Origin of the sequence: Hungatella sp. SL.1.14 (assembly GCF_024460495.1) — a bacterium.
Lineage (GTDB): Bacteria > Bacillota > Clostridia > Lachnospirales > Lachnospiraceae > Hungatella > Hungatella hathewayi.
Window position 1 is genome coordinate 1 of sequence record NZ_JANFYJ010000024.1, and the last position, 22,104, is coordinate 22,104.

General features: G+C 51.0%; 20 protein-coding genes. 3 read left to right on the top strand and 17 right to left on the bottom strand.

The genetic code is table 11. From position 1 onward, the window contains the following. The first annotated feature begins 515 nt into the window (after window positions 1-515). The gene (locus tag NE473_RS22525; protein ID WP_196411660.1) at window positions 516-1,439 is read left to right on the top strand and encodes a hypothetical protein; all 924 of its coding nucleotides are present in this window, start codon (window positions 516-518) and stop codon (window positions 1,437-1,439) included. A 99-nt stretch (window positions 1,440-1,538) separates the two neighbouring features. On the opposite strand, the gene NE473_RS22530 is transcribed toward NE473_RS22525, so the two are convergent. From NE473_RS22530 to ssnA, 17 genes are all read right to left on the bottom strand, one after another. Further along, on the bottom strand, window positions 1,539-2,111 hold the full coding sequence (locus NE473_RS22530) for a nucleotidyltransferase family protein (protein WP_006773273.1): 573 nt from the start codon (window positions 2,109-2,111) through the stop codon (window positions 1,539-1,541). A 17-nt stretch (window positions 2,112-2,128) separates the two neighbouring features. Further along, on the bottom strand, window positions 2,129-3,175 hold the full coding sequence (locus NE473_RS22535) for a sulfate/molybdate ABC transporter ATP-binding protein (RefSeq protein WP_022032366.1): 1,047 nt from the start codon (window positions 3,173-3,175) through the stop codon (window positions 2,129-2,131). A gap of 9 nt (window positions 3,176-3,184) precedes the next feature. Further along, the gene (gene modB, locus NE473_RS22540; protein WP_022032367.1) at window positions 3,185-3,853 is read right to left on the bottom strand and encodes a molybdate ABC transporter permease subunit; all 669 of its coding nucleotides are present in this window, start codon (window positions 3,851-3,853) and stop codon (window positions 3,185-3,187) included. Between the two features lie 59 nt (window positions 3,854-3,912). Next, window positions 3,913-4,791, bottom strand: a complete 879-nt coding sequence (modA, locus tag NE473_RS22545) for a molybdate ABC transporter substrate-binding protein (RefSeq protein ID WP_055651213.1) — start codon at window positions 4,789-4,791, stop codon at window positions 3,913-3,915. Continuing rightward, window positions 4,791-5,591: a selenium-dependent molybdenum cofactor biosynthesis protein YqeB gene (gene yqeB, locus NE473_RS22550; protein ID WP_022032369.1), complete on the bottom strand. Its 801-nt coding sequence runs from the start codon at window positions 5,589-5,591 to the stop codon at window positions 4,791-4,793. Before yqeB ends, modA begins: the two co-directional genes overlap by 1 nt. Before the next feature lie 60 nt (window positions 5,592-5,651). After that, a complete protein-coding gene (locus tag NE473_RS22555) occupies window positions 5,652-6,143 on the bottom strand; it encodes a MogA/MoaB family molybdenum cofactor biosynthesis protein (protein WP_006773278.1) in 492 nt (163 codons plus the stop codon). Further along, a complete protein-coding gene (locus NE473_RS22560) occupies window positions 6,122-6,565 on the bottom strand; it encodes an MOSC domain-containing protein (protein ID WP_006773279.1) in 444 nt (147 codons plus the stop codon). The genes NE473_RS22555 and NE473_RS22560 overlap by 22 nt, the downstream gene beginning before the upstream one ends. A 4-nt stretch (window positions 6,566-6,569) precedes the next feature. Beyond that, window positions 6,570-7,574 carry a GTP 3',8-cyclase MoaA gene (gene moaA, locus NE473_RS22565; protein ID WP_055651214.1) on the bottom strand — a complete coding sequence of 335 codons (1,005 nt, stop codon included), beginning with the start codon at window positions 7,572-7,574 and terminating at the stop codon, window positions 6,570-6,572. Next, window positions 7,571-8,059 carry a cyclic pyranopterin monophosphate synthase MoaC gene (gene moaC / locus NE473_RS22570; RefSeq protein WP_055651215.1) on the bottom strand — a complete coding sequence of 163 codons (489 nt, stop codon included), beginning with the start codon at window positions 8,057-8,059 and terminating at the stop codon, window positions 7,571-7,573. The genes moaA and moaC overlap by 4 nt, the downstream gene beginning before the upstream one ends. 1 nt (window position 8,060) lies before the next feature. Then, window positions 8,061-9,095, bottom strand: a complete 1,035-nt coding sequence (locus NE473_RS22575; protein WP_055651216.1) for a molybdopterin-binding protein — start codon at window positions 9,093-9,095, stop codon at window positions 8,061-8,063. A gap of 144 nt (window positions 9,096-9,239) precedes the next feature. Further along, window positions 9,240-9,587 carry a winged helix-turn-helix domain-containing protein gene (locus tag NE473_RS22580; protein WP_006773283.1) on the bottom strand — a complete coding sequence of 116 codons (348 nt, stop codon included), beginning with the start codon at window positions 9,585-9,587 and terminating at the stop codon, window positions 9,240-9,242. 24 nt (window positions 9,588-9,611) lie between these two features. Then, window positions 9,612-10,445 (bottom strand): selenium cofactor biosynthesis protein YqeC, encoded by an 834-nt coding sequence (gene yqeC / locus NE473_RS22585; protein ID WP_055651217.1) that lies wholly within the window; start codon window positions 10,443-10,445, stop codon window positions 9,612-9,614. A 48-nt stretch (window positions 10,446-10,493) separates the two neighbouring features. Further along, window positions 10,494-11,870, bottom strand: coding sequence for a dihydropyrimidinase (gene hydA, locus NE473_RS22590; protein WP_055651218.1), 1,377 nt, complete (start codon window positions 11,868-11,870; stop codon window positions 10,494-10,496). A gap of 48 nt (window positions 11,871-11,918) precedes the next feature. Beyond that, window positions 11,919-12,428 carry a pyridoxamine 5'-phosphate oxidase family protein gene (locus tag NE473_RS22595; RefSeq protein WP_055651219.1) on the bottom strand — a complete coding sequence of 170 codons (510 nt, stop codon included), beginning with the start codon at window positions 12,426-12,428 and terminating at the stop codon, window positions 11,919-11,921. Window positions 12,429-12,637: 209 nt separating this feature from the next. Further along, window positions 12,638-15,205, bottom strand: coding sequence for a selenium-dependent xanthine dehydrogenase (gene xdh / locus NE473_RS22600; RefSeq protein WP_022032377.1), 2,568 nt, complete (start codon window positions 15,203-15,205; stop codon window positions 12,638-12,640). Window positions 15,206-15,222: 17 nt separating this feature from the next. Continuing rightward, window positions 15,223-18,243, bottom strand: coding sequence for a putative selenate reductase subunit YgfK (gene ygfK, locus NE473_RS22605; protein WP_055651220.1), 3,021 nt, complete (start codon window positions 18,241-18,243; stop codon window positions 15,223-15,225). A gap of 294 nt (window positions 18,244-18,537) precedes the next feature. After that, window positions 18,538-19,872 (bottom strand): putative aminohydrolase SsnA, encoded by a 1,335-nt coding sequence (gene ssnA / locus NE473_RS22610; protein ID WP_022032379.1) that lies wholly within the window; start codon window positions 19,870-19,872, stop codon window positions 18,538-18,540. A gap of 332 nt (window positions 19,873-20,204) precedes the next feature. Between ssnA and NE473_RS22615 the strand changes: the two genes are divergently transcribed. After that, window positions 20,205-20,852 (top strand): helix-turn-helix transcriptional regulator, encoded by a 648-nt coding sequence (locus NE473_RS22615; protein WP_006776492.1) that lies wholly within the window; start codon window positions 20,205-20,207, stop codon window positions 20,850-20,852. A gap of 44 nt (window positions 20,853-20,896) precedes the next feature. Then, the gene (dpaL, locus tag NE473_RS22620; RefSeq protein WP_055651221.1) at window positions 20,897-22,102 is read left to right on the top strand and encodes a diaminopropionate ammonia-lyase; all 1,206 of its coding nucleotides are present in this window, start codon (window positions 20,897-20,899) and stop codon (window positions 22,100-22,102) included. The last annotated feature ends 2 nt before the right edge of the window (window positions 22,103-22,104 follow it).

Genomic DNA, 22,104 nt, shown 5'->3' on the forward strand with positions numbered 1-22,104 from the left:
AAAAGAGTAGGTAATCCATAGTGCATATCGAACTTACGTTTCTTTTGAACCGTAGGTTTATTAAAGTTACCCTTTTCTTAGAAAATCTTTTTCATTTTCCTCTTGACATATTACCAAATTGCTTATCTGTCCATTATGCTGTTTTTAATTTCAGTTTACGGACAATCGCGCAGTTTGTCAATCCTTATCTGCTGCCGGAGACTGACGTATTAGAAAGCTGCCGCAGTAGTGTTTTAAATTGTATTATAGTGTTTTATACTTGTATTTTACGTAAAAATATGTTATCATAAGACATTGATATTCTCCAATTCTTATTCTAAGAATCGAAGCAATCAGTATCGTCTGTAATTATCAGACGCTGTCACGGCATTTCTGCCAAAAGTTCCATTATCAAAAAGCACTGATCTGGTCTTTCAGGAAAGGGAGTGGTCTGCCTTCAAAACAGAACATTTATAAAATACATCATATTGCCGTTGAAAAATACTCATATTTATAGTATAATGGAGGTAAGAAATATGGTAAAAATCAATAGAAATTATAAGGACCGATTATTCCGCCTGATATTCTGTGAGAAGAAAGATTTGCTGGAACTCTATAATGCCATAAACGGTTCCAGTTATGAGAACCCCGATGAACTGGAGATTGTCACACTCAATGACGTAATCTATATTGGAATGAAAAATGATCTGGCATTCATTTTGGACGAAATTTTGAATCTATGGGAACATCAGAGCTCCTGGAATCCCAATATGCCGCTTCGCGGCCTGTTCTATTTTGCAGATGAATACCGCAAATATATTGAAATGAACCATCTCAATATTTACGGCAGCAGCTTAATCACGATTCCAACACCTCAATATGTCATTTTTTATAATGGTACTCACGAAACACCTGACAGGCTGGAAATTCCGCTTTCTCAGGCATTTCTGCCAAAGAGACCGGATCTGACGCCGTGCGTTGAAGTAAAAGCGGCTTTGATAAACATCAACAGAGGCCGCAACAGAGAGCTTATGAAACATTGCAGAAAGCTGCACCATTATTCAGAGTTTATCGGCCGCATCAGAGACGGACTTGCAGACGGCCTCTCCCTCACAGATGCAACACAGTCAGCCATTGATTCCTGTATAAAAGACGGTATTCTCGCGGAATTTTTGTCCATTCACAGAGCGGAGGTGAATCATGTGATTTTAACAGAATATGATGAACAGCAGCATTTGGCCGGAGAAAGAGAACTTGGCGTTACCTTGGGCTGTCTTATGGTCCAGATACAACTGGTAAGAAAAAAGTTTGAAAAACATCTGGTGCCAGAAACAGCCGCAGAAGAACTGGAGCTGGATAAAGCCTATGTAACTCAGATTTACACCCTTCTAAGAGAACACGGGGAACTGGATGACCGCCAGCTGATGGAATTACTGGCCCATGAACTAAGGTATATCTAGTTACACAATCCCCACCCGGACAGAGATACGTCTTACTGCTGCAAAAAAATAACAGGCGTGGAATTCCGTCAATGAAATCCCACGCCTCATATCCATCTCTCAGCCTCTCACATCAATATCCACCAGTTCCAGGCCATCATCCACTTCATGCAAGTACAGATCGTCAATATGTCTTCGCAGTACCCTTTTTCCTCCCACATCGCCTTCCAGCGTCATCAGTTCCTCCCTGTACATATCCGAGAAAATCGCCGGATTGCCGAACTCTCCCATGTTACACAGGCAGCCTATTCCTCTCTTACTGTTTTTCCAGCCTTCAATCAGGTCCTCTATGGTATCTGCCTTTAAATATGGCTGGTCACAGACTGCGAAGCAATACGCAGCTTCCTCAGCCTTCTGCGGCGACGCAGCTTCCAGTGCCAGGTGAATGGAATGGGAGATTCCCAGACTGCTCTGCACATTCTCTACCACCAGATAGCCTCTTTTTCCCAGATCTTCCATAATCTCCCGATACTGGGTCACAACTATCTTTTTATCGAAAAGGTCATCCGGCAGTTTTGCCACCTCCTCCACGATATACTGATACATCGCTTTCCCGTGAAACGGGGTAAGCAGCTTGTTCCCGTCAAACCGCCTGCTGTCTCCTGCTGCCAGCAGTATAAGAGTCAGTTTCATCTGCCAAATCCTCCATTCTACCTGTCCTTTAAAAAGAAAATGCTCTCCTCCGGCACCACAAGGCGCTCCGGCACCCGCTCTTTCATCTCATCCTTCCAGCGTGCTTTCGGTATCTTCCACCAGAGATCATTTTCAAGAATGAGTGTGACCTCAAATGGATCATCCAGAAGCTGTTTTAAGCGGCATTCCATCACATTCACCTCTGCCTCTTCCCGGGCGGCGGTAAAGTAATGGGCACGGATTCCGATAAACGGCGCATCCTTTGGGACGTTCCTGTCTCTTATTATAACCTGCATATCCCAATTTGGCACGTAAAATGTGTGGTCATCTACATATTTAATGTCCAGAATGTTCTTACACCCTGTCAGTTTGGCCGCAGAGACCGTCTCCGGCTCTTTAAAGACCTCCTTTACTGCTCCGGACACTACAATTTCTCCCTCGTTAATCACATGGATCGTACTGCAGAAACGATAAATCTCATCCCTGCTGTGCGTGACGAGCAGCACATCTCCATCGTAGTTTTTCAGTTCTTCCAGCTGCTCCAGCTGCAGCTTCTCCTTCAGATAATAATCGAGAGCAGAAAACGGTTCATCCAGCATCAGCACTTCCGGCTTCGACGCCATAATCCTTGCCAGCGCAGCCCTCTGCTGCTGGCCTCCCGAAAGTCTGGAGGGATACCGGTCTGCCAGTTCTCCGATATGGTACATATCCAGATACCGCATGGCAGCCTGGCGCCGCTCCCTCTTCGGACAGGAAAGAGCCATCTCCACATTTTCCCGTATGGTCATGTGAGGGAACAGCGCATAGTTCTGAAACAGATAACCGACGCCCCTGTCCTGAATTTTTACATTGATTCCTTTCTCGGAATCAAAGAGCACGCGGCCGTTTAACTCGATTCTTCCCTCATCCGGCGTGAAGATACCGGCAATGCACTTTAAGGTCATACTCTTGCCGCAGCCCGACGCGCCCAGAATCCCCGTGATTCCGGAATCCCTGTCCGTGTCAAAGGCAACGCTTAAAGTCATATCCCTCAATTTTTTCTTGATCTCTACCTTCAGGCTCATGGCTCACTCCTATAAATATTTCTTTTTGCCTGTGGCTGCCACGTTCATACCGGCCACGATCAGCAGGGAAATGGCGACGATGATAACCACGTATTTCCCCGCCCCTTCCATGTCCCCTGCCGCCACCTCCGAGTAGATGGCGAGAGGCAGCGTCCGAGTCTTTCCAGCGATATTTCCGGCTATCATGGCCGTCGCTCCGAATTCCCCCAGGCCTCTTGCAAAAGCCAGAACTCCGCCTGACAGGACACCGGGCATGGCCATGGGCATCAAAATCTTCCAGAATACCTTTCGCTCCGGCAGCCCCAGAGTCCTTGCCGCATTTAATACATTTTCATCAACCAGCTCGAATGCGCCTCTTGCGGAACGGTACATAAGCGGAAAGGATATCAGCACCGCCGCAAGCACCGTCGCCTGCCAGGTAAACACGATTTTATAGCTGAATACTGCAAGAAGCAGCTTTCCGACAGGACGCTTTACACCAAATATATAAAGCAGAAAGAAGCCTGCCACCGTCGGCGGAAGAACGAGAGGAAGTGTAAGCACACCGTCCAGTATGGCCTTTGCCCGTTCTGATTTCAGGGCAATCACCGCCCTGGCCGCCCAAATTCCCAGAAAGAATGTAAAAATAATCGATATGACCGATGTTTTTAGAGAAATGAGAATCGGTGAGTAATCCACTTGTTTCTCCTCCTTATCACCAGCACAGCAGTGCTGGTGCATGTTTAAAATTCAGCATATTACTGCGCAGCTGCGAATCCGTTCTTCACAAAGATTTCCATGGCTTCGCTGCCGGCCAGGAAATCGATGAACTTCTGTGCCCCTTCAGGATTTTCGCAGTCTTTGATGATACCGGCCGGATAAATCGCCTTCTTCACGCTGCCTTCCGGTGCTTCAGCCACGATCGTCACTTTATCGGTCTGCGCTGCATCCGTTGCATATACGATTCCGGCTTTTGCGCTTCCCTCAGCAACCCAGTTCAGGACTTCGGTTACATTCGTTCCGAGACTGGCCTTTGCAAGCACTTCATCCCAAAGGCCCAGATTGGTCAGCGCTTCCTTCGAATACTGGCCCACCGGCACGCTGTCCGGATCACCCAGTGCTGCGTTTTCAGCTTTTGCAATATCCTCGAAAGACGAGTAGCTGCCTTCATCACCGGTCGGTACGATAAAAACAATCTTATTTTCCAGGAGATTTTTAATGCTTCCCTCCTGAATCATGCCTTCGTCGTTTAACGCATCCATCTGCTTCGTCGCCGCCGAGAAGAAAACATCGATACCGGCTCCCTCTTCGATCTGAGTCTGCAGTTTTCCTGAACTGTCATACGTTCCCACAACTGTAAAACCAGGGTTCTGTTCTTCAAACAGCGGAATCAGTTCATCTCTTAAACAGGTCTCCAGGCTGGCCGCCGCCGCGATAGTCACAGTCTGTGCTTCCGCTTCTTTCGCTGCCTCTGCCGTGGTTTCTTCCGCTTTCGCCGTGGTCTCCTTCTGTGTCTCTGCGGCTGACTCTGCCGCCTGTGCTGTCGTCTCCGGTTCAGCCTTTCCGTTTCCGCTGCATGCGGTGAGCGCCGCCATCGCCACAGTTAATGCACCTGCTAATAGAATTGCTTTTTTCATCACTTTACTCTCCTGTTCTTTTTTATATGAAAGATTCCTTCCAGCACTCCGCCTCCTATGGCGGTTGCCTTATCAGAAATGGTCCAGCAGTGTTCTGTGACACCCCTTGGATCAATATCTCCTGATTTCATTCCCTTCGTCACTGCCACACCGTCCTGAAGCAGCCCCCGAACAACGCCTCCCACCTCTGCATATATGGGAGTTCCTCCGCTGCTGCCTACCACATCCCCCTTTTCAACCAGGGTTCCGATCTCCACAGCTCCTGTAAATATACCATCAGAGGCAGCGCGAATAATGCGCTCCTTATCGTATCCTCCGATCATACCCGGGACTCCCGTATTCGGGAAAGCGCTGCCTTCCCAGATACAGCGTCCCAGATTGTGGCCGCGTTTCGTCTCCACCACCACATGACAATCCACCCCCGCCGTGAATCCGGGGCCGACACCGATGACGATATCTGCATCCGTTATTTCCGTTCCCAGATTTACTTTGGCTAAGATCGCATCAACCACAATATCCGGCTTCCAGGATCTAACTGTCTCGCATGACTCATCCACAATCACCGCTACTTTATCCTGATTCACAACACGGTCTATATCCCCGGTATTCCGGCAAAGCACTCCTTCGACATCTTCCACCAGGGCGCTTCCTTCGTAGACCGCCCGGGAAAATGCCACCGTTCTCCGCACGGTTGTAGGAACCGCTATTTCGGTCATTGCCACTGAAAACCCACAGCGGTGCAGTCTGCATCCGATCCCCGTGGCAAGATCCCCGGCTCCCTTTATCAAAACTCTTTCCACAACGTTCTCTTCCTTTCTGATTTCCTCTGTGTTCTGATCTGCTCTGTGTTCCGATCTGTTCTACCTTCTGGCGCACTCTCCGCCGCGTCCCGACAGGATGTCCAGGCCGTGGGGCAGCGTATCCAGCACATACTCCAGACTCTCCCGAACTGCCTTCGGGCTTCCCGGAAGGTTTATAATCAACGTACCTCCACGGATCACGCTCACCCCGCGGCTCAGCATGGCGCGTTTCGTCACCGTCATGCTGCAGGCACGGATCGCCTCAGCGATTCCGGGGGCATTCCGTTCCGCCACCGCCATGGTGGCTTCCGGTGTCACATCACGCCGGGAAAAACCGGTTCCGCCCGTTGTGAGTACCAGATCACACTGAACCTGGTCGCTTAAACGGATCAGTTCCTTCTTCAGCGCCTCTCCTTCATCCGGAAGCAGACTCTGAGCCGCCACCTCATAGCCTGCTGCCTCCAGAATCTCCCTTATCACAGCCCCGCTCTTATCTTCCCTTTCCCCTGCTGCTCCTTTGTCGCTGAGCGTTACGATTCCTGCTCTGTACATACGTTTATTTCATCCCCTTCCTTCATCACGCCTCCGTGCAGCACCCGGGTGAATATTCCATTGGTGGGCATAATACATTCTCCCATCTTCTTAAAAATCTCACAGTGGCTGTGGCACTCCTTGCCGATCTGCGTCACCTCCAGGAGGATATCCCCGCAGGACAGCTTCGTTCCCACGGGAAGGTGAACCAGATCGATCCCCTTCACAATCACATTTTCACCGAATGCGCCGTCACCGATCTCGGCTCCCCTCGCCTTAAAAGCCTCTATCGTCTCATAAGACAGAAGGCTCACCTGGCGGTGCCATTTCCCCGCATGCGCGTCGTGTTCAATGCCAAATTCTTCTATAAAATGGCCTTCTGAAATTCCCTTTTTCTGTGTTCCTTTTTTCTCGCTGATGCAGACAGCCATAATCTGACCCATACTCTTATCCTCCGATTTGATTCATATTTAAACATTGTTTCTCTGTATCATCGAAAAGCAGCCCCTCTTTCTCACCGCCGGCCGAAGAAAGGAAGTGATGGCTTTCCGGTTTCTTCCTGATCCACTGTTCCATCAGATCCTTCAGAGTCTCATCCGATATACCGCTTCGCAGCGGTGTCCGCAAATCAACTCCGGCCGGGCTGTCGAGACAGAGCTTCAAAAACCCGTCCGAGGTCAGTCTCACCCGGTTGCAGCCTGCGCAGAACTTGTGGTGAACGGCGCTGATCAGGCCGATGCAGCCCGCCCCCGACGCAAATGTATAGTAAACCGCAGGCCCGTTTCCTCTTGGCTCCGTACTGATCCTTACATCGCTGTATTCCTCTGAAAGGACGGCAAGCAGCTCCTCGTTATCCATGGCATGGTATTTTCGTCCCTGGCCGATGGGCATCATCTCAATAAAGCGCACCGGAATCCCGTTTTTTACCGAGTATTCTGCAAAGGCAAGCACGTCCTCCCTGCACAGTTCTTCCATCACCGCGCAGTTCAGCTTTACCATAAGCCCGCTCTTTCCGGCTGCTTCAATCCCTTTCATGACATCTGCAAAGCAGTCCCGTCTGGTAATCCGTTGAAAGCGCACCGGGTCCAAGGTATCCAGGCTGATATTGACGCTGGACAGCCCTGAAGCGGCAAGCTCCTGCGCCATTTCCCCCAGCAGAATGCCGTTTGTCGTCATCGTCACATCCTGGATTCCGTCTATCGCGGTCAGCTTACGGATCAGCTGGATGACGCCTTTTCTCACCAGCGGTTCCCCTCCTGTCACTTTCACGCGCCGGATTCCAAGCCCGGCTCCGGCTTCCGCAATTCTGAGAATTTCCTGGTATGTGAGAATATCTTCGTGATTCATTAACGCGACGCCTTCCTCCGGCATACAGTAACGGCATCGCAGATTACACCGATCCGTCACGGAAATGCGGAGGTAGTCGATCGTTCTTCCGTTTTCGTCTCTCATAGGCTCTCTCCGTCTTTCCGGTAAAGGCCGCTCTTCCCGCCAGCCTTCATCAGGAGTGAGATATCCGTCATGGTCATACCCCGGTCCATGGCCTTGCACATGTCATAGATGGTCAGCAATGCCACATTTACGCCGGTCAGCGCTTCCATTTCCACCCCGGTCTTACCGCTGGTCTTCACGGTACAGACGGCCTCCACGGCCATGATTTCATCATGAAGAACAAAGTCCACCGTACACTTCGTCAGCATCAGCACATGGCAGAGCGGAATGAGTTCAGAGGTTCTCTTCGCCCCCATAATTCCGGCCACACGCGCCACACCGAGCACATCTCCTTTTTTGGCGGTTCCCTGCTTTATGGCCTCGTAGACCTCACGGTTTACATGAATCAATCCATGCGCCTCTGCGATTCTGTCCGTCACGGCCTTCTCACCCACATCCACCATGCGTGCATTGCCGTGTTCATCAAAATGTGTCAGTCCTTCCATCTTACCAGCCCTTTCCAAATCCGCAGTTGGGATAATGACAGACCTCACAGGACAGGCAGAGACCGCCTCTTCCCAGTTTGTCAAGCTCTGTCTTTGTTACAGGATCATCCGCCATGAGACGGGGAAGCACCAGATCAAATACGGTGCGTTTCGCATACATGACGCACCCCGGAAGGCCCGCCACCGGAATCTGGCGGCCATCCTTTTCGTAATAGGCAAGCAGGAACATGGCGCCGGGAAGTACCGGAGCCCCGTATGATACGACGCGCGCCCCCGTACTGCGAATGGCCAGAGGCGTCTTGTCGTCCGGATCCACACTCATTCCGCCGCTAACCAACACCATATCGGCTCCCTGGGCGATAAATTCCTCGATGGCCTTCCTTGTGTGGTCCGGATCGTCATCCGTGATCGTCTGTCCCATCACTTCCCCGCCAAACTCCTTCACCTTTTCCTTCAGCACAGGGCCAAATGCATCCTGAATCCGTCCGTGGTAAACCTCGCTTCCCGTCGTCACGATTCCCACTTTTTTATCCTGATACGGAAGTATGGAAAAGATCTTTTTTCCGCCGCAGACCGCCACAGCCTCATCCATCTTCTCCTTCTCAATAACCAGCGGAATAATCCGTGTCCCGCACAGCTTATCGCCCGGCTCTACCGGTGTATTGTTGTGCCTGGAAGCGATCATCATGTCGCCCAGACTGTTGATTCTGTCCAGCAGCTCTGTATCTATTTTAAGAAGCCCGCGGACCGCAGAGGTCAGTTCGATCTTCCCTTCCTTTACGCCGCTCCGCTCCATATGGCTGCCCCTGCACAGACCGCAGAGAATCTCGGCCGCCTCATTTTCATGGTATTTCGACTCGTCCTTTTCCCAGATGTATAAATGCTCCTTGCCCAGCGAGAGCAGCACCGGAATATCTTCCTCCGTCACCACATGGCCTTTCTTAAATTTTGCATCCTTGATCACTCCCGGAATGATCTGCGTAATGTCGTGACACAGTACGTGTCCCACCGCATCTTCTGTCCTGATCTCCCTCATGACTCCAGCTCCTTTATCCTCATTTTTATAGTCTCCCGTTCCTTTTCACACTTCTTCAAAGTGACGGATCTGCCGCATCGATATTCTCACTCGAGAATATCCATATGAAAATTAAAATGGGTAATTATCTGTCCCCATCTGTCTCTATGAACAATAATACTTTTCAAACAACTCGGCAACCGCATGTTCTGCTTCATTCACAAACTGCAGGTACCTGTTTAAAAACGCTTCGCCCTCTTCGGTCAGAACCGTGGCGCCGCCGTTCTCTCCGCCGCGCTTTCCCTCCATCAGCGGAAATCCCAGGTCCTCCTCCGCCTTATGTATGATCTTCCATGCCTTGGAATAGGCCATATGCATCTCCTGACACGCGGCCGCTAAGGAACCGCGCTCCCTCACGAGCTGCATCAGGCCTGCGACTCCCGGTCCAAAATTCCGTTCCTCATAGTAAAGCCTGAGTTTCATATGGAAACGCAGTTTTTTCTCCTGTTCCATCTTCGCCGCCTTTCTTTTCCGCTGTCACACTTCGCGCTCCTGCTGCGGATGCTTCCGGTCCAGAAAGCATGACACCGCACACCGCACCTGGGACAGCCGTTCCACTTCCCCTGCTATCTCGGCCGCCTTTGCCAGAAGTCCCTCATCGTCCGCCTTATTGATCACCACCCGGTAGTCTCTTTCCCCCACCAGTTTTCTCGTACCGGCATCACTGGTGAGAATCTTCGCCGCATCACCGCACGTAATCCGGTGGCTGTAACGGCCATTCGGTTCTTTCTTTAGTCCCAGCAGAGCTGCCGCCTGTTCTGTGCGGAAACAGAACTCCTCCATCTCACCGCCGATGCAGTTCAGTCCCATACAGCCGATTACCACGTCGGTATATTCCGGAATCACAGGTTCTCCGTTTCCCGGTACCTTTATGGGAAGCCGCTTTGCCCCATCCGCTTCAATCAGCAGGACATCGGCCAGTTCTTTAAGCACTGCCGTCTCCGTTAAGGGCAGGCTCTTAAGCTTTCCTTCCGCCGCAGGCACACCAGCCACAAGGACTGTACCATTACCATGATCAGCCCTGCTTCGATCCGGCTTCCGCGCATTCCGCGCCAGCCATTCCGCCGCATCCGAAGCACGGTCGCTCTCCACCACGTTCCGGTCCGCCGGATGAAAGATATGGGTCGTCGTCGTCACAATCACTGTCTTCCCCATATCTGCCAGTTCATCCGCCAGCCGGAACATGACGCTGGTCTTTCCGCCTCCGCCGGTCAGGGCAATCACCCTGTGACGTTTTGCAGAAAGTGCTAATGCCTCCCACAGAGAGCTGCATTCCCGAAGTCCGTCATGTTCCCAACTGTAAAATACCATACCTCTATATCCTTTCAATTCCCGGATCAGCACATTCCGGCGTTATGCTTAATCCAGTTCCATCCGCCGTTTTCTCGGAACGTAGGCCCCGGTCTTCTCTAACACAACCTTGCCGTCCTTTGCGGCCAGCTCGCCCTTTAAGAAAACCAGCTCCGCTTTTCCCTTCACCTTCGTGCCTTCAAACGGGCAGTAATCCACATTGGCAACTTGGTTCTCCACGGACATGGTCCACTCGGTATCCGGGTTCCATACGACGATATCCGCATCGCTTCCGGGAGCGACAGCCCCCTTCTGAGGATAGACGCCGTAAAGCTTTGCCGGATTCTCAGACAGCAGACGGCACATCTGCTCCAGCTTCAAATCCCGTTCCAGAACGCCGAAGCTGTAAATTAAGGCCGGCCTCGACTCCACTCCCGGCATCCCGCAGGGGATCTTCGTAAAATCGTCCTTTCCCGCCGCCTTCTGGCCGGTGGTAAAGCTGCAGTGGTCGGTTGAAATAGTCTGAATATGGTCTTTTCTGATGGCGTTCCACAGTCTTGTGCTGTCCGTCTCCTTCTTGATCGTAGGCGCAATCACATATTTGCTGCCCTCAAAATCCGGCAGGCTGTAGACGCTTTCATTTAAAATGAGATACTGAGGACACGTCTCCAGAATCACTTCCTGGCCCCGTTCTCTCGCGTACTTCACTTCCTGATAACCGGCTCCGGAGCTTAAGTGCACGATGATAACCGGAGTATGCACCAGATCCGCAATCTTGAGCAGACGGCTGATCGCCTCCGCCTCCACCACGGCCGGTCTCGTCTTCGGATGCGCGTCGGTAGTCAGATGGCCCTTCGCCTTCTCTTCTTCTGTCAGCGCCTCGATGATCCCTTTATTCTCACAGTGAACGCCGGCGATTCCGCCCACCTCTTTCAGCCGCTTTAAGACCTGGTAGATGGATTTGTCATCCAGCACCATATCGTCATAGGTCATGTAGATCTTAAAGGAGGTTACGCCCTCGTCTACAATCTGCCGGAGTTCTTCGCTGATATTCGGATTCCAGTCGGATATGGCCAGATGAAAGCCGTAATCACAGGAAGCATTGCCGTCGGCCTTTTCATGCCAGTTCTCCAGCGCTTTATGTAAGCATTCTCCCTTATACTGGGTCGCAAAGTCAATAATCATGGTTGTGCCGCCTGATAAGGCAGCTTTCGTTCCCGTCTCAAAATTATCCGCGGTAACCGTTCCGGACACATGCAGATCAAAATGGGTGTGTGCGTCGATAAAGCCGGGAAACAAAAGTTTTCCTGACACATCAACCACTTCGGCCTCCTCATCCGTAATCTCCGGAGCTACGGCCCCGATCTTCCCATCCTCTATCAGAACATCAGCTTTTTTACAGCCTTCGCCCGATACCACGGTACCGCCTTTTAATACTTTTTTCATGGGACAAATCCTTCCTTTCTGCTGTCTGAATCCCCGTAAAGCTGTCTGTTACAGGAAAGAAGCGTATCGGGCTTCCTCCCGCTTAATCCGTTCCATACCGGCTTTCCCCGCCGCATGCCCGATCTTCAGCCTGACGACGCAGACATCGTTCCAGCTGCTTTGAATGGCTGCCTCGCCCTCCTTCGTGTATTCCGGGGAAAATCGTTCCGCCAGAAGCTTTAACGCCTCCCGCTTCTCTTTTTCATCCGTCACAACCGAAGCTCTGCCAAATACAATCACACTGGCATAAGCAGTCGAAAATGCTTCCGGGATCACCTCATCTTCCCCCACCACGCAGAAGGAAACCTTGTCGGAGCGCTGAAAGCCCTCCATCTTATGGCCCTCCTTTGCACAGTGAAAATAGATGGCATCGTCTCCGTACACATAGTTCATCGGAACACCGTACGGGTATCCGTCGTCTCCCTGTACAGACAGTACTCCATAAGTTCCGTTCTTTAAAATACTCCTGGCTTCCGTTTCCGATAACTGCTGATTTTTTCTTCTCAATTCCCTGAACATGACAGCCTCCAATCTCCGCTCGCATGCATAAGCGTAACCTGCATAAGGTTCTGTGAATTTTCACTGAAATAACTTATTTTCAGTATACCTTATTTTTCTTTTGCATACAACCGTTTCCAGTGGAGAAACGTATTTTTACTTTAAGGGCGCAGGACCATACTGCTCGGCCCTCTGCGCCCTTATCAAGGTTTTGCTTTTTACTTTTGCGATTACTTTTTGCTCTTTCTGTATGCCGTATCTTCCAGAGGCAGCGACGTGCGGAAGTTTCCGTCGAGCTTGTAGTAGGCGCCCTGGACTGCCGGTGCCGTCGGAATGGAGGTGATTTCTCCGATTCCCACTGCTCCGTATGCCAGCGGATCCTTATTTTCCTCGACAATGATACTCTCCACCGGCGGAGTCTTATCCGCACGGAACAGGCCCAGCGTACCGAATTTGGCCAGCGGCTTTCCATGATCCAGCGGGAAATCTTCGGTCAGCGCGAATCCAAGGGACATCACCACGCCGCCCTCGATCTGTCCTTCTACGGACAGCGGGTTAATGGCTTTTCCGACGTCATGAGCCGCAACCACCTTTTCAATGGTTCCGTCCTCGTTTAAGCATACCACCTGGGTTGCGTAGCCGTAGGCCACATGGGATACCGGATTCTTCTTGCCGCACCCCATGGGATCTGTAGCCGCCAAATACTCTCCGTAATACTCTTTTCCGTTTAAATCCTCCAGGGTCTTTCCTCCCTTCAGATCTTCCAGAATATCCATACAGGCCCTTCTGGCCGCCTCGCCTGTCACCAGGGTCTGACGGGAACCGGAAGTCGTACCGGAATCGGGGGCCAGGTTCGTCTCCGCAGCCACATAGACTACGCGGTCTCCTGTCACGCCCAGCGCCTCACAGACTACCTGCTCCAGCACGGTTCCCAATCCCTGGCCGATGCAGGAGGCACCGGAACGGACGTATACCTTTCCATCCTCGATGGTCATGCGGCAGCGGCCCCAGTCCGGGATACCGACGCCGACGCCGGCATTCTTCATGGCACAGCCGATGCCCACGTACGGGTGGCTGTCATAGACCTCCTTCACCGCTTCCAGCGTCTCTGCAAGCGCCGTTCCCGGAGAGGCGATCTGACCGTTAGGCAGCTCCTGCCCCGGCCGGATGGCGTTGCGGTAGCGGATTTCCCACGGAGTAATCCCCACCATCTCTGCCAGCAGATTTAAGTTACACTCCGTAGCAAAGCAGCTCTGGGTTACGCCAAACCCGCGGAACGCTCCCGCAGGCGGATTATTGGTATAGACGGCAGTGCCGTCGATATCGATGTTCTGATAATTGTAAGGACCTGCCGCGTGGGTACAGAGCCTCTGAAGCACCGGTCCTCCCAAAGAAGCGTAAGCACCGGTATCCGTAATCACCTTCGCCGTCATACCGGTTAAATATCCGTTTTCGTCACAGGCTGTGGTGAACTCCATCCACGCCGGATGGCGTTTCGGATGAATCATAATGCTTTCTTTTCTCGTCAGCCTCACCTTAACCGGCTTTCCCGTATGGTAAGCGAGAAGGGCCGCATGATGCTGTACCGCCATGTCCTCCTTGCCGCCGAAGCCGCCGCCTACCAGTTTGTTGATGACATGGACCCTGGAAAGCTCCCAGCCCAGCATTCCGGCGCATTCGCGCTGCGTATCATACGTGCCCTGGTCTGAAGAATAGATCAGAGCCTCTTCTTTTTCCCTGTCTACAATGGCGACTGCACACTCGGGCTCCAGGAACGCGTGCTCTGTAAATGGAGTGCGGTATTCCTTTGTCACCACGTATTTGGAGTTCTCGATGGCCTTCTTCGCATCGCCGCGCACCAGGTGCTCATGGGCCAGCACGTTTCCGGTCTCATGAACCAGCGGCGCATCCGGTTTTAAAGCTTCCTGCGGGCTGAATACGCCCTCCAATTCCTCGTATTCGATCTTCACCAGCTTTTTGGCCTCTTCCAGAATCTCCGGCGTATCGGCCGCTACCAGGCAGACCGCGTCGCCCACGTAACGGGTGATCTCACCTACCGGGATCATGGTATCCCAGTCCTTCTTCAGATGGCCTACTTTATTGCCGCCCGGAACGTCATCGGCGGTTAAGACCGCCCGGACCCCCGGCAGAGCAAGCGCTTCCGACTTATCGATGGACAGAACCCTCGCCCTCGGATACGGTGTGCGGATGGCGCTTCCGTAGATCATGCCTTCCACTTCCATATCGTCCACGTACTCCCCGTAGCCCAGTACCTTCTCCGGTACATCCACACGGTGGGCGCGCTGTCCGATATGATCCACCACCGGCGCCTTCAAATCCTTTGCGTCCTCGCGGAACAGCTTTGCCGCCAGCAGAATCGCGTCGATAATCTTCTTATATCCTGTACAGCGGCAGATATTGCCGCGGATCGCAAAGGCAGCCTCGTCGCGGGTCGGATCCGGATTCTGGTCAATCAGCCCCTTTGCACACATCACCATGCCGGGGATACAGAAGCCGCACTGCACGGCTCCCGCTTCTCCAAAGGCATAGACAAATACTTCTTTTTCCCTGTCACTGAGCCCTTCTACTGTTACGATGGATTTTCCCTCCATCTTTGAAACCTTCTGGACACAGGCCTTGGTGGCCTTTCCGTCGATCAGAACCGTACACGTTCCACAGGCGCCCTCACTGCAGCCATCCTTGACGGATTTGAGCCCCAGATCGTTTCTCAGCACATCAATCAGCTTCCGGTCCTCTTCTACGGCAACACTCGTTCCATTTACCTGTAAGGTATACATAAGTTCACCTGCTTTCCCTATGCTAATAGGTAATCATAATCTTTGCAGACAGTTTCCATGACTTTACGCAAGCCCTCCGGAATTACGCTCTCGCTGTCCGCGGCATTCCAAGTATAAATGTTTCCAAGATAACGCACTTTGCAGGAAACAGCAGCCCGGTCGAGGACGACAAAGCCCTGATTTTTGCTGTTTTCCATATCCGCTTCATTGGCAAACAGGGTAAATTTATCTAAGTACGGAGCACTGTCGTACGGACAGAAGCTCTTACAGTTGCCACACTCATTACACATATAATCCACGTGAATAATCTGGTGTTTTTCCATTCCCGGTACACGGATCGCTATGTTGGCACGGTTCGGACATACCTCCGCACAGTTCTCACAGATATTGGAGCAGCCGAGGCAGCGTGTGCTGTCTTCCTTATATTCCTTCGTCCCGGCCAGAATACCGCGTCTGTCATAGAGTTTTCCCAAATCCTTCACGGTATCATCAAAGTCTCTGGCTGCCTTTCCGCCGATAATGGCTTCCACAGCCATTCTGGCATCACGCATGGCTTCAACGACCGTCTTCGGCCCGTATAAGCCGTCACCGACTGCATAAACGCCTGAAACGGAGGTTTCCAGTGTCTCCTCGTTTACCATGGCTCTTCCTCTGTCATTCACATGGATTCCGTTGGCCTTTAAGAAATCGGTCGGAACCTGCTCACCGACTGCCGCAATTACGGTATCCGCAGGAATTTCCACGGTCTCGCCCGTCTCTGACACGCCTCTTCTGCCGGAAGCGTCGTAATCAGACAGCTTCATCACATTGCAGAGCAGCTTTCCATTTTCCAGCTTCACAGGAGATAAAAGCTCCTTAAACTCTACGCCGTCTTCCACTGCCATCACAAGTTCTTCCTCATCGGCCGGCATAAAGCGTTTCGTTCTTCTGTATACGAGATAGGAGTGTTCTACCCCTTTCGTCCTCTTTACGGCTCTGGCTGTATCCATCGCGGTGTTTCCTCCGCCGATGACAACGACATTTTTGCCGATATTAACATTTCCATCAGAAGCCTTAAACTGTGCCAGGAAATCAAGGGCGTTCATGGCCTCTCCCGCCTCCAGCTTAAGCACGCCCGGTTTGGAAGCGCCTGTAGCCAGAATAATGTAATCATAGCCTGCCTTCTTCAAATCCTCCAGGCTCTCCACTCTCGTGTTCAGCTTCACCTCTGCACCGTAAGCCGTAGCCAGCGCCACATCCTTTGCAATCGCTTCATCAGAGATACGGAATCCCGGAATCACATGCTTCACCACACCACCAAGGCTGTCGCCAGCCTCGAAGATCGTAGCCGGACATCCATTCTTCGTCAGGAAATACGCAGCCGCCAGACCAGCCGGGCCGCCGCCGACAACAGCAGTCTTCTTTCCCTTCAGCTCTCCAGCCTTGATTTCCTTCATCAGAGCATCGTAACCGCCTTCCGCACACACCAGCTTGACGCCGCGGATATTGACCGGATCCTCATAGAAGTTGCGGTTACATTTGCTCATACAGTTATGCGCACAGATGGTACCCGTGATAAATGGAAGCGGATTCTTCTCTGCGATCACCTTCATGGCCTCCTCATACTTACCGGCTCCGGAAAGCTGTAAATACGTGGTCACATCCTGGTGAATCGGACATCCCTCTTTACACGGCGCCACATAGCAGTCTGTAAGCGGAACCGGTTTGTTCATCTTTCTGGACGGAAGCGGTTTCACCGCCTTTACATGGTGTTCGTCCGTAATCGCGGACTCCGCCAGCTTTGCAGTCTTCTCCGGGTCCACGCCTGTAAATTCCACGCTTCCACATTCCGCCGAACGCAGGTGAGGACTTACCAGTTCCAGTTCCTTCGCCATCTGATCCAGTCTCTGGTATCCGCCCGGCTTTAACAGGGTGGTAGCTACCGTTACCGGCCAGATTCCCGCATCGATGATGCCCTTAATATTATGATAATCTGCGCCGCCCGAATAAGAGATTCTCAGCTTTCCGTCAAATTCCTTCGCCAGCTTCGCAGCCAGGGAAATGGACAGCGGATACAGGGACTTTCCTGACATATACATCTCTTCACTCGGAAGCTCGTTCTGTTTCACATCAACCGGGAATGTATTGGTAATCTTCACGCCAAATTCCAGATTCTTCTCTCCAGCCAGTTTCATCAGCCTCTGAAGCATCGGAACCGCATCCTGATACTGTAAATCATCGAGGAAATGGAAATCACCGAAGGCGACGTAATCGTATCCCATCTCATCCATGGTCTTTCTTGCAAATTCATATCCGAGAAGAGTCGGATTGCACTTGATAAAGGTGTGAAGCCCCTTCACCTCGATCAGGTACTTAGCGATCCGCTCGATCTCCTGCGGCGGGCAGCCATGCAGTGTGGAAAGCGTGACGGAATTACAGATATTGGAAGAAATGCCTTCGATATCCTCTTTCGTCACATGCTGAAACATGGAAACGTTCTCCAGCAGGTACTGTCTGCAGCTTCTAAAGGTCTCCGTATCCTTCGCATCCTTCATGGACTCAATGAAGGAATCAATCTTCGGGGACTTAATGCCTTCCAGATCGTATCCCACGCTCATATTGAACTGGAATCCATCCATGGAGCCCAGCCCATACTCCTTCGCCATAATGCTCAGTAAAAACCATGCCTTTATGTACTCTTCCTGTGCCTGCGGAACGTAAAGCTCTGTAGACCACTCACAGTTGTAACACTCATCATCGGCCTTAATACAGGGCTTATTCACCGGAAGATCCTCACCATCGATGATCTGAACCGTCTTAAGCTCAAAGAACCGGCTTCCCGCATAGTAAGCCGCTGCAATATTCTGGGTCAGCTGGGTATGAGGGCCCGCCGCCGGACCAATCGGAGTCTCCAGCGTCCTGCCAAAGATCTTCCTGTCATTCTCCGCCTTCGCCTGGTAAGGTCTGTAAACGCCAAATACCGTTCCTTTCTCCTTATGTTCCTTCATTACCCACTCCACTAACTGTGAAAATGGCATTGGTGTCATTCTGTCTCCCATCATTAACCTCCTGATTTGCGGGTATTTATCTTTTTAGATGTATTGGCTGCCGGGTCCGCGGTTTTTGGAGGATATCCCGGCTGCCGCTGAAAAAAAGAAAACACCTCGCTGTGAATTTTCTAATATTTTCTTTCTGCTTTATTGGTATTGTGATCATTACTTCAAAATTCTAAATCATACAAAACTCTTTTACATTACAATTACTGTCTTCATTTTACATCAATCAAAAGCCTTTCCAACTGGAATCTTCTGCCTGCATTTTCTGCTTTTGTTCCGCCAGTCCTATTGGCCTCTCTACCTGCTGTTGATTCGGTCTGCCAGTTCTTTCGCCGCCTGTCTGCAGTCAGCCATGACTTTCTCTTCGTCGATGTTTGTCAGGATTCTGTCTTTCATTAAGACTTTTCCGTTGCCTACCGTCGTTGTCACGCTTCTTCCGGTCATGCCGAAAAGAATATGACTGTTTACGTTGTCTGCATTCATCGGGGTCAGCGGGATATAGTCGGTTACGATGACATCGGCCGCCGCGCCTTCTTTTAAGACGCCAAGAGGCTTCTTGAAGTAGCGGTTGGCAATCTTTGCATTTCCTTCAAACAGCATCTGCGGTACCTCACCCCAGGCTGCATTCGGATCGCAGAGATGGTGTTTGTGAAGTACGTTGGCAACCTTATAGGACTCCGTCATATCGTGTGTGTATCCATCGGTTCCAAGACCGGTTAAGATTCCTCTGTGAACGATCTCCATGGTTGGAGGACAGCCGCAGGCATTGCCCATGTTGGATTCCGGATTATGTACCACCATGGTATCGGTTTCCTTAATTAATTCCATCTCGTGAGGATTTACGTAGATGCAATGGCCAAGCAGCGTCTTCGGGCCAAGGATATTGCAGTCCATCAGACGGTCTACAATACGCTTGCCGTATTTCTTTAAGCAGTCATGAAGGTCTTCAATGCCTTCCGCCACATGAATATGGTAGCCCACCTCGGCCGGTTTGTTGGCCGCAGCCAGTTCCATGGTCTCGTCGGAGATTGTAAACTGTGCGTGCATACCCATCATTCCCGCGATCATGTCACTGTCGTCTGCCAGTGCGTGCTTGATAAATGCCGCATTTTCCATGACTGCTTCCCTGGCTTTATCCATGCCGTCACGGTCGGATATCTCGTAGCATAAGCAGGAACGGACGCCTGTCTCTTTTGCCGCTTCTTCTATTTTAAACAGGGAATCGCGGATATGGCCAAAGCTTGCATGGTGGTCAAAGGTGGTGGTAATACCGTTCTTAATAGAATCGATGTAGGTCGCCATCGCGGAAAGCCTTGTCTCCTCCAGCGTTAAGTTGCGGTCGATCGTCCACCACATTCCGTCCAGGATCTCTAAAAATCCGTGCGGATCGTAGCCTTTGATGCTTAACCCTCTCGCAAACGCGCTGTAGATGTGCTCATGGGCATTGATAAACGCCGGCATGATAACGCCGCCTTTGGCATCGATATATTCTGCATCGGGATATGCTTCCTTTATCTCTTTTGTTGCTCCTACTTTAATAATAGTGGATCCATCCATCGCCACTGCTCCATCTTCCAAAAACGGAGCCTCCGGGTTTCTTGTGATCATTCTTCCATTACCGATAATCAGCATGTCTCCATCTCCTTTTCTCTCTTTTTCCTTATTTCTCGTCAAAATCTCAAAAATTTTGAGTATACAGTGTGCACATGGAACCTTCCCCGTCTCCTGCGCTTTGTTCTTGCATATTGTCTATGAGAAATTTTCCCTTCCCATCATTTTTATGCAGTTTATACTATAAATATCTTTATAGGTACAGTGTATCATCTAAAAGTAAGAAATGCAAGATGAAAATACAAAAAAAATTAGTTTGCCTAAAAATTTTTTAGAAAAAGTATTGATTTTTCATTTTTTTATGTTATGATGGGAGTATAAGAAATCACTTTTCAAGCAAGGGGGGTTGCAAGATGGATTCAAAGCTCGAACAACTGACACAGATTGCACACGGTGTGGCATCCCATTTTGGAAACGCCTGTGAGGTGGTCATCCACGACTTAAAAAAGCAGGATATAGAAAGCTCTATCGTCTATATCGAAAACGGTCACGTAAGCAACCGGAAGCTGGGAGACGGACCCTCGGAAATCGTTCTCGAAACGCTGAACCGGGATCCCGAATGCTTAAAAGACCGGCTGTCCTATTTAACGAAGACAGATGACGGACGGATTTTAAAATCCAGCACCATGTATATAAGAGGAAAGGACGGTTCCGTTGATTATATCTTTTCCTTAAATTATGACATCACAGGGCTGCTTACCGTAGACAATGCGATCCGCTCTCTCATCTCCACCGCGGAGATGGCAGGAGAAGACAGGCAGCCAAGAAAGATTACACACAACGTCAATGATCTTTTAGACACCCTGATCGAACAGTCCGTACAGCTGGTTGGCAAACCGGTAGCTCTGATGAGCAAGGACGACAAGATCACCGCGATTCAGTATTTGAACGATGCCGGAGCGTTCCTGATTACCAAATCCGGCGACAAGGTTTCCAACTTTTTCGGAATATCCAAGTTCACACTCTACAGCTACATGGACGCCGGAAAAGAAAACAGATAATTCATATAAAACATATTAAATAAGAAGAAGGAGAATCAAACATCATGAATCCAATCGAATGGGTGGTTAACACCATGCCGAAGACAGATGACAAGAATTTATCTGTCATGGCGCTGGACGAAATCGGAAAGGCAAGGAAATTCCATGAAAGCTTCCCGCAGTACAGCAAGACGCCGCTTGCCAAACTCGACCACATGGCCGAATACTTAGGTCTGGGTCAGGTTTACGTGAAGGACGAATCCTACCGCTTCGGTTTAAACGCTTTCAAGGTACTGGGTGGTTCCTTCGCCATTGCGAAGTACATAGCACAGCAGACAGGAAAAGACGTTTCCGATCTTCCATACAGTGTTTTAACTTCCGAAGAGCTTCGGAAAGAATTTGGTCAGGCTACCTTCTTTACAGCTACAGACGGCAACCACGGACGAGGCGTTGCATGGGCTGCCAACCGGTTAGGACAGAAAGCGGTTGTCTTCATGCCGAAGGGCTCCACCATCACCCGTTTTAACAACATCAAGGCAGAGGGCGCAGAGGTTACCATCGAGGAAGTCAACTATGACGAATGTGTCCGTATGGCCGCCGACGCTGCTTCCAAAACAGAACACGGCGTTGTCGTACAGGATACCGCGTGGGACGGCTACGAAGAGATTCCGGCATGGATCATGCAGGGATACGGAACCATGGCGATGGAGGCCGGCGAGCAGTTAGAGGAATACGGCTGCGACAGACCGACTCACGTATTCGTTCAGGCAGGCGTCGGTTCACTTGCCGGAGCCGTACAGGGCTACTTCGCAAACCGCTATCCGGAGAATCCTCCCAAGGTTGTCGTTGTAGAAGCAGATGTTGCGGCCTGTCTCTACAAGGGCGCGAAAGCCGGCGACGGCGGCATTCAGATCGTAGACGGCGATATGCAGACCATCATGGCCGGTTTAGCCTGCGGCGAGCCGAATACCATCTCCTGGGATATTTTAAAGAATCACGTAGACACCTTCGTCTCCGCTCCAGACTGGGCAGCGGCAAAAGGCATGAGAATGCTGGCGGCTCCGATTAAGGGAGACGTATCCGTAACGTCCGGTGAGTCCGGCGCAGCTCCATTCGGAATTCTTGCCTGCATCATGACCATGGATGAGTACAAAGATTTAAGAGACCACTTAGGACTCAACAAAGATTCAAAGGTTCTCCTCTTCTCCACCGAGGGCGACACAGACCCGGACCGCTACAAAGCAATCGTTTGGGAAGGCAAAGAACGCTAGGC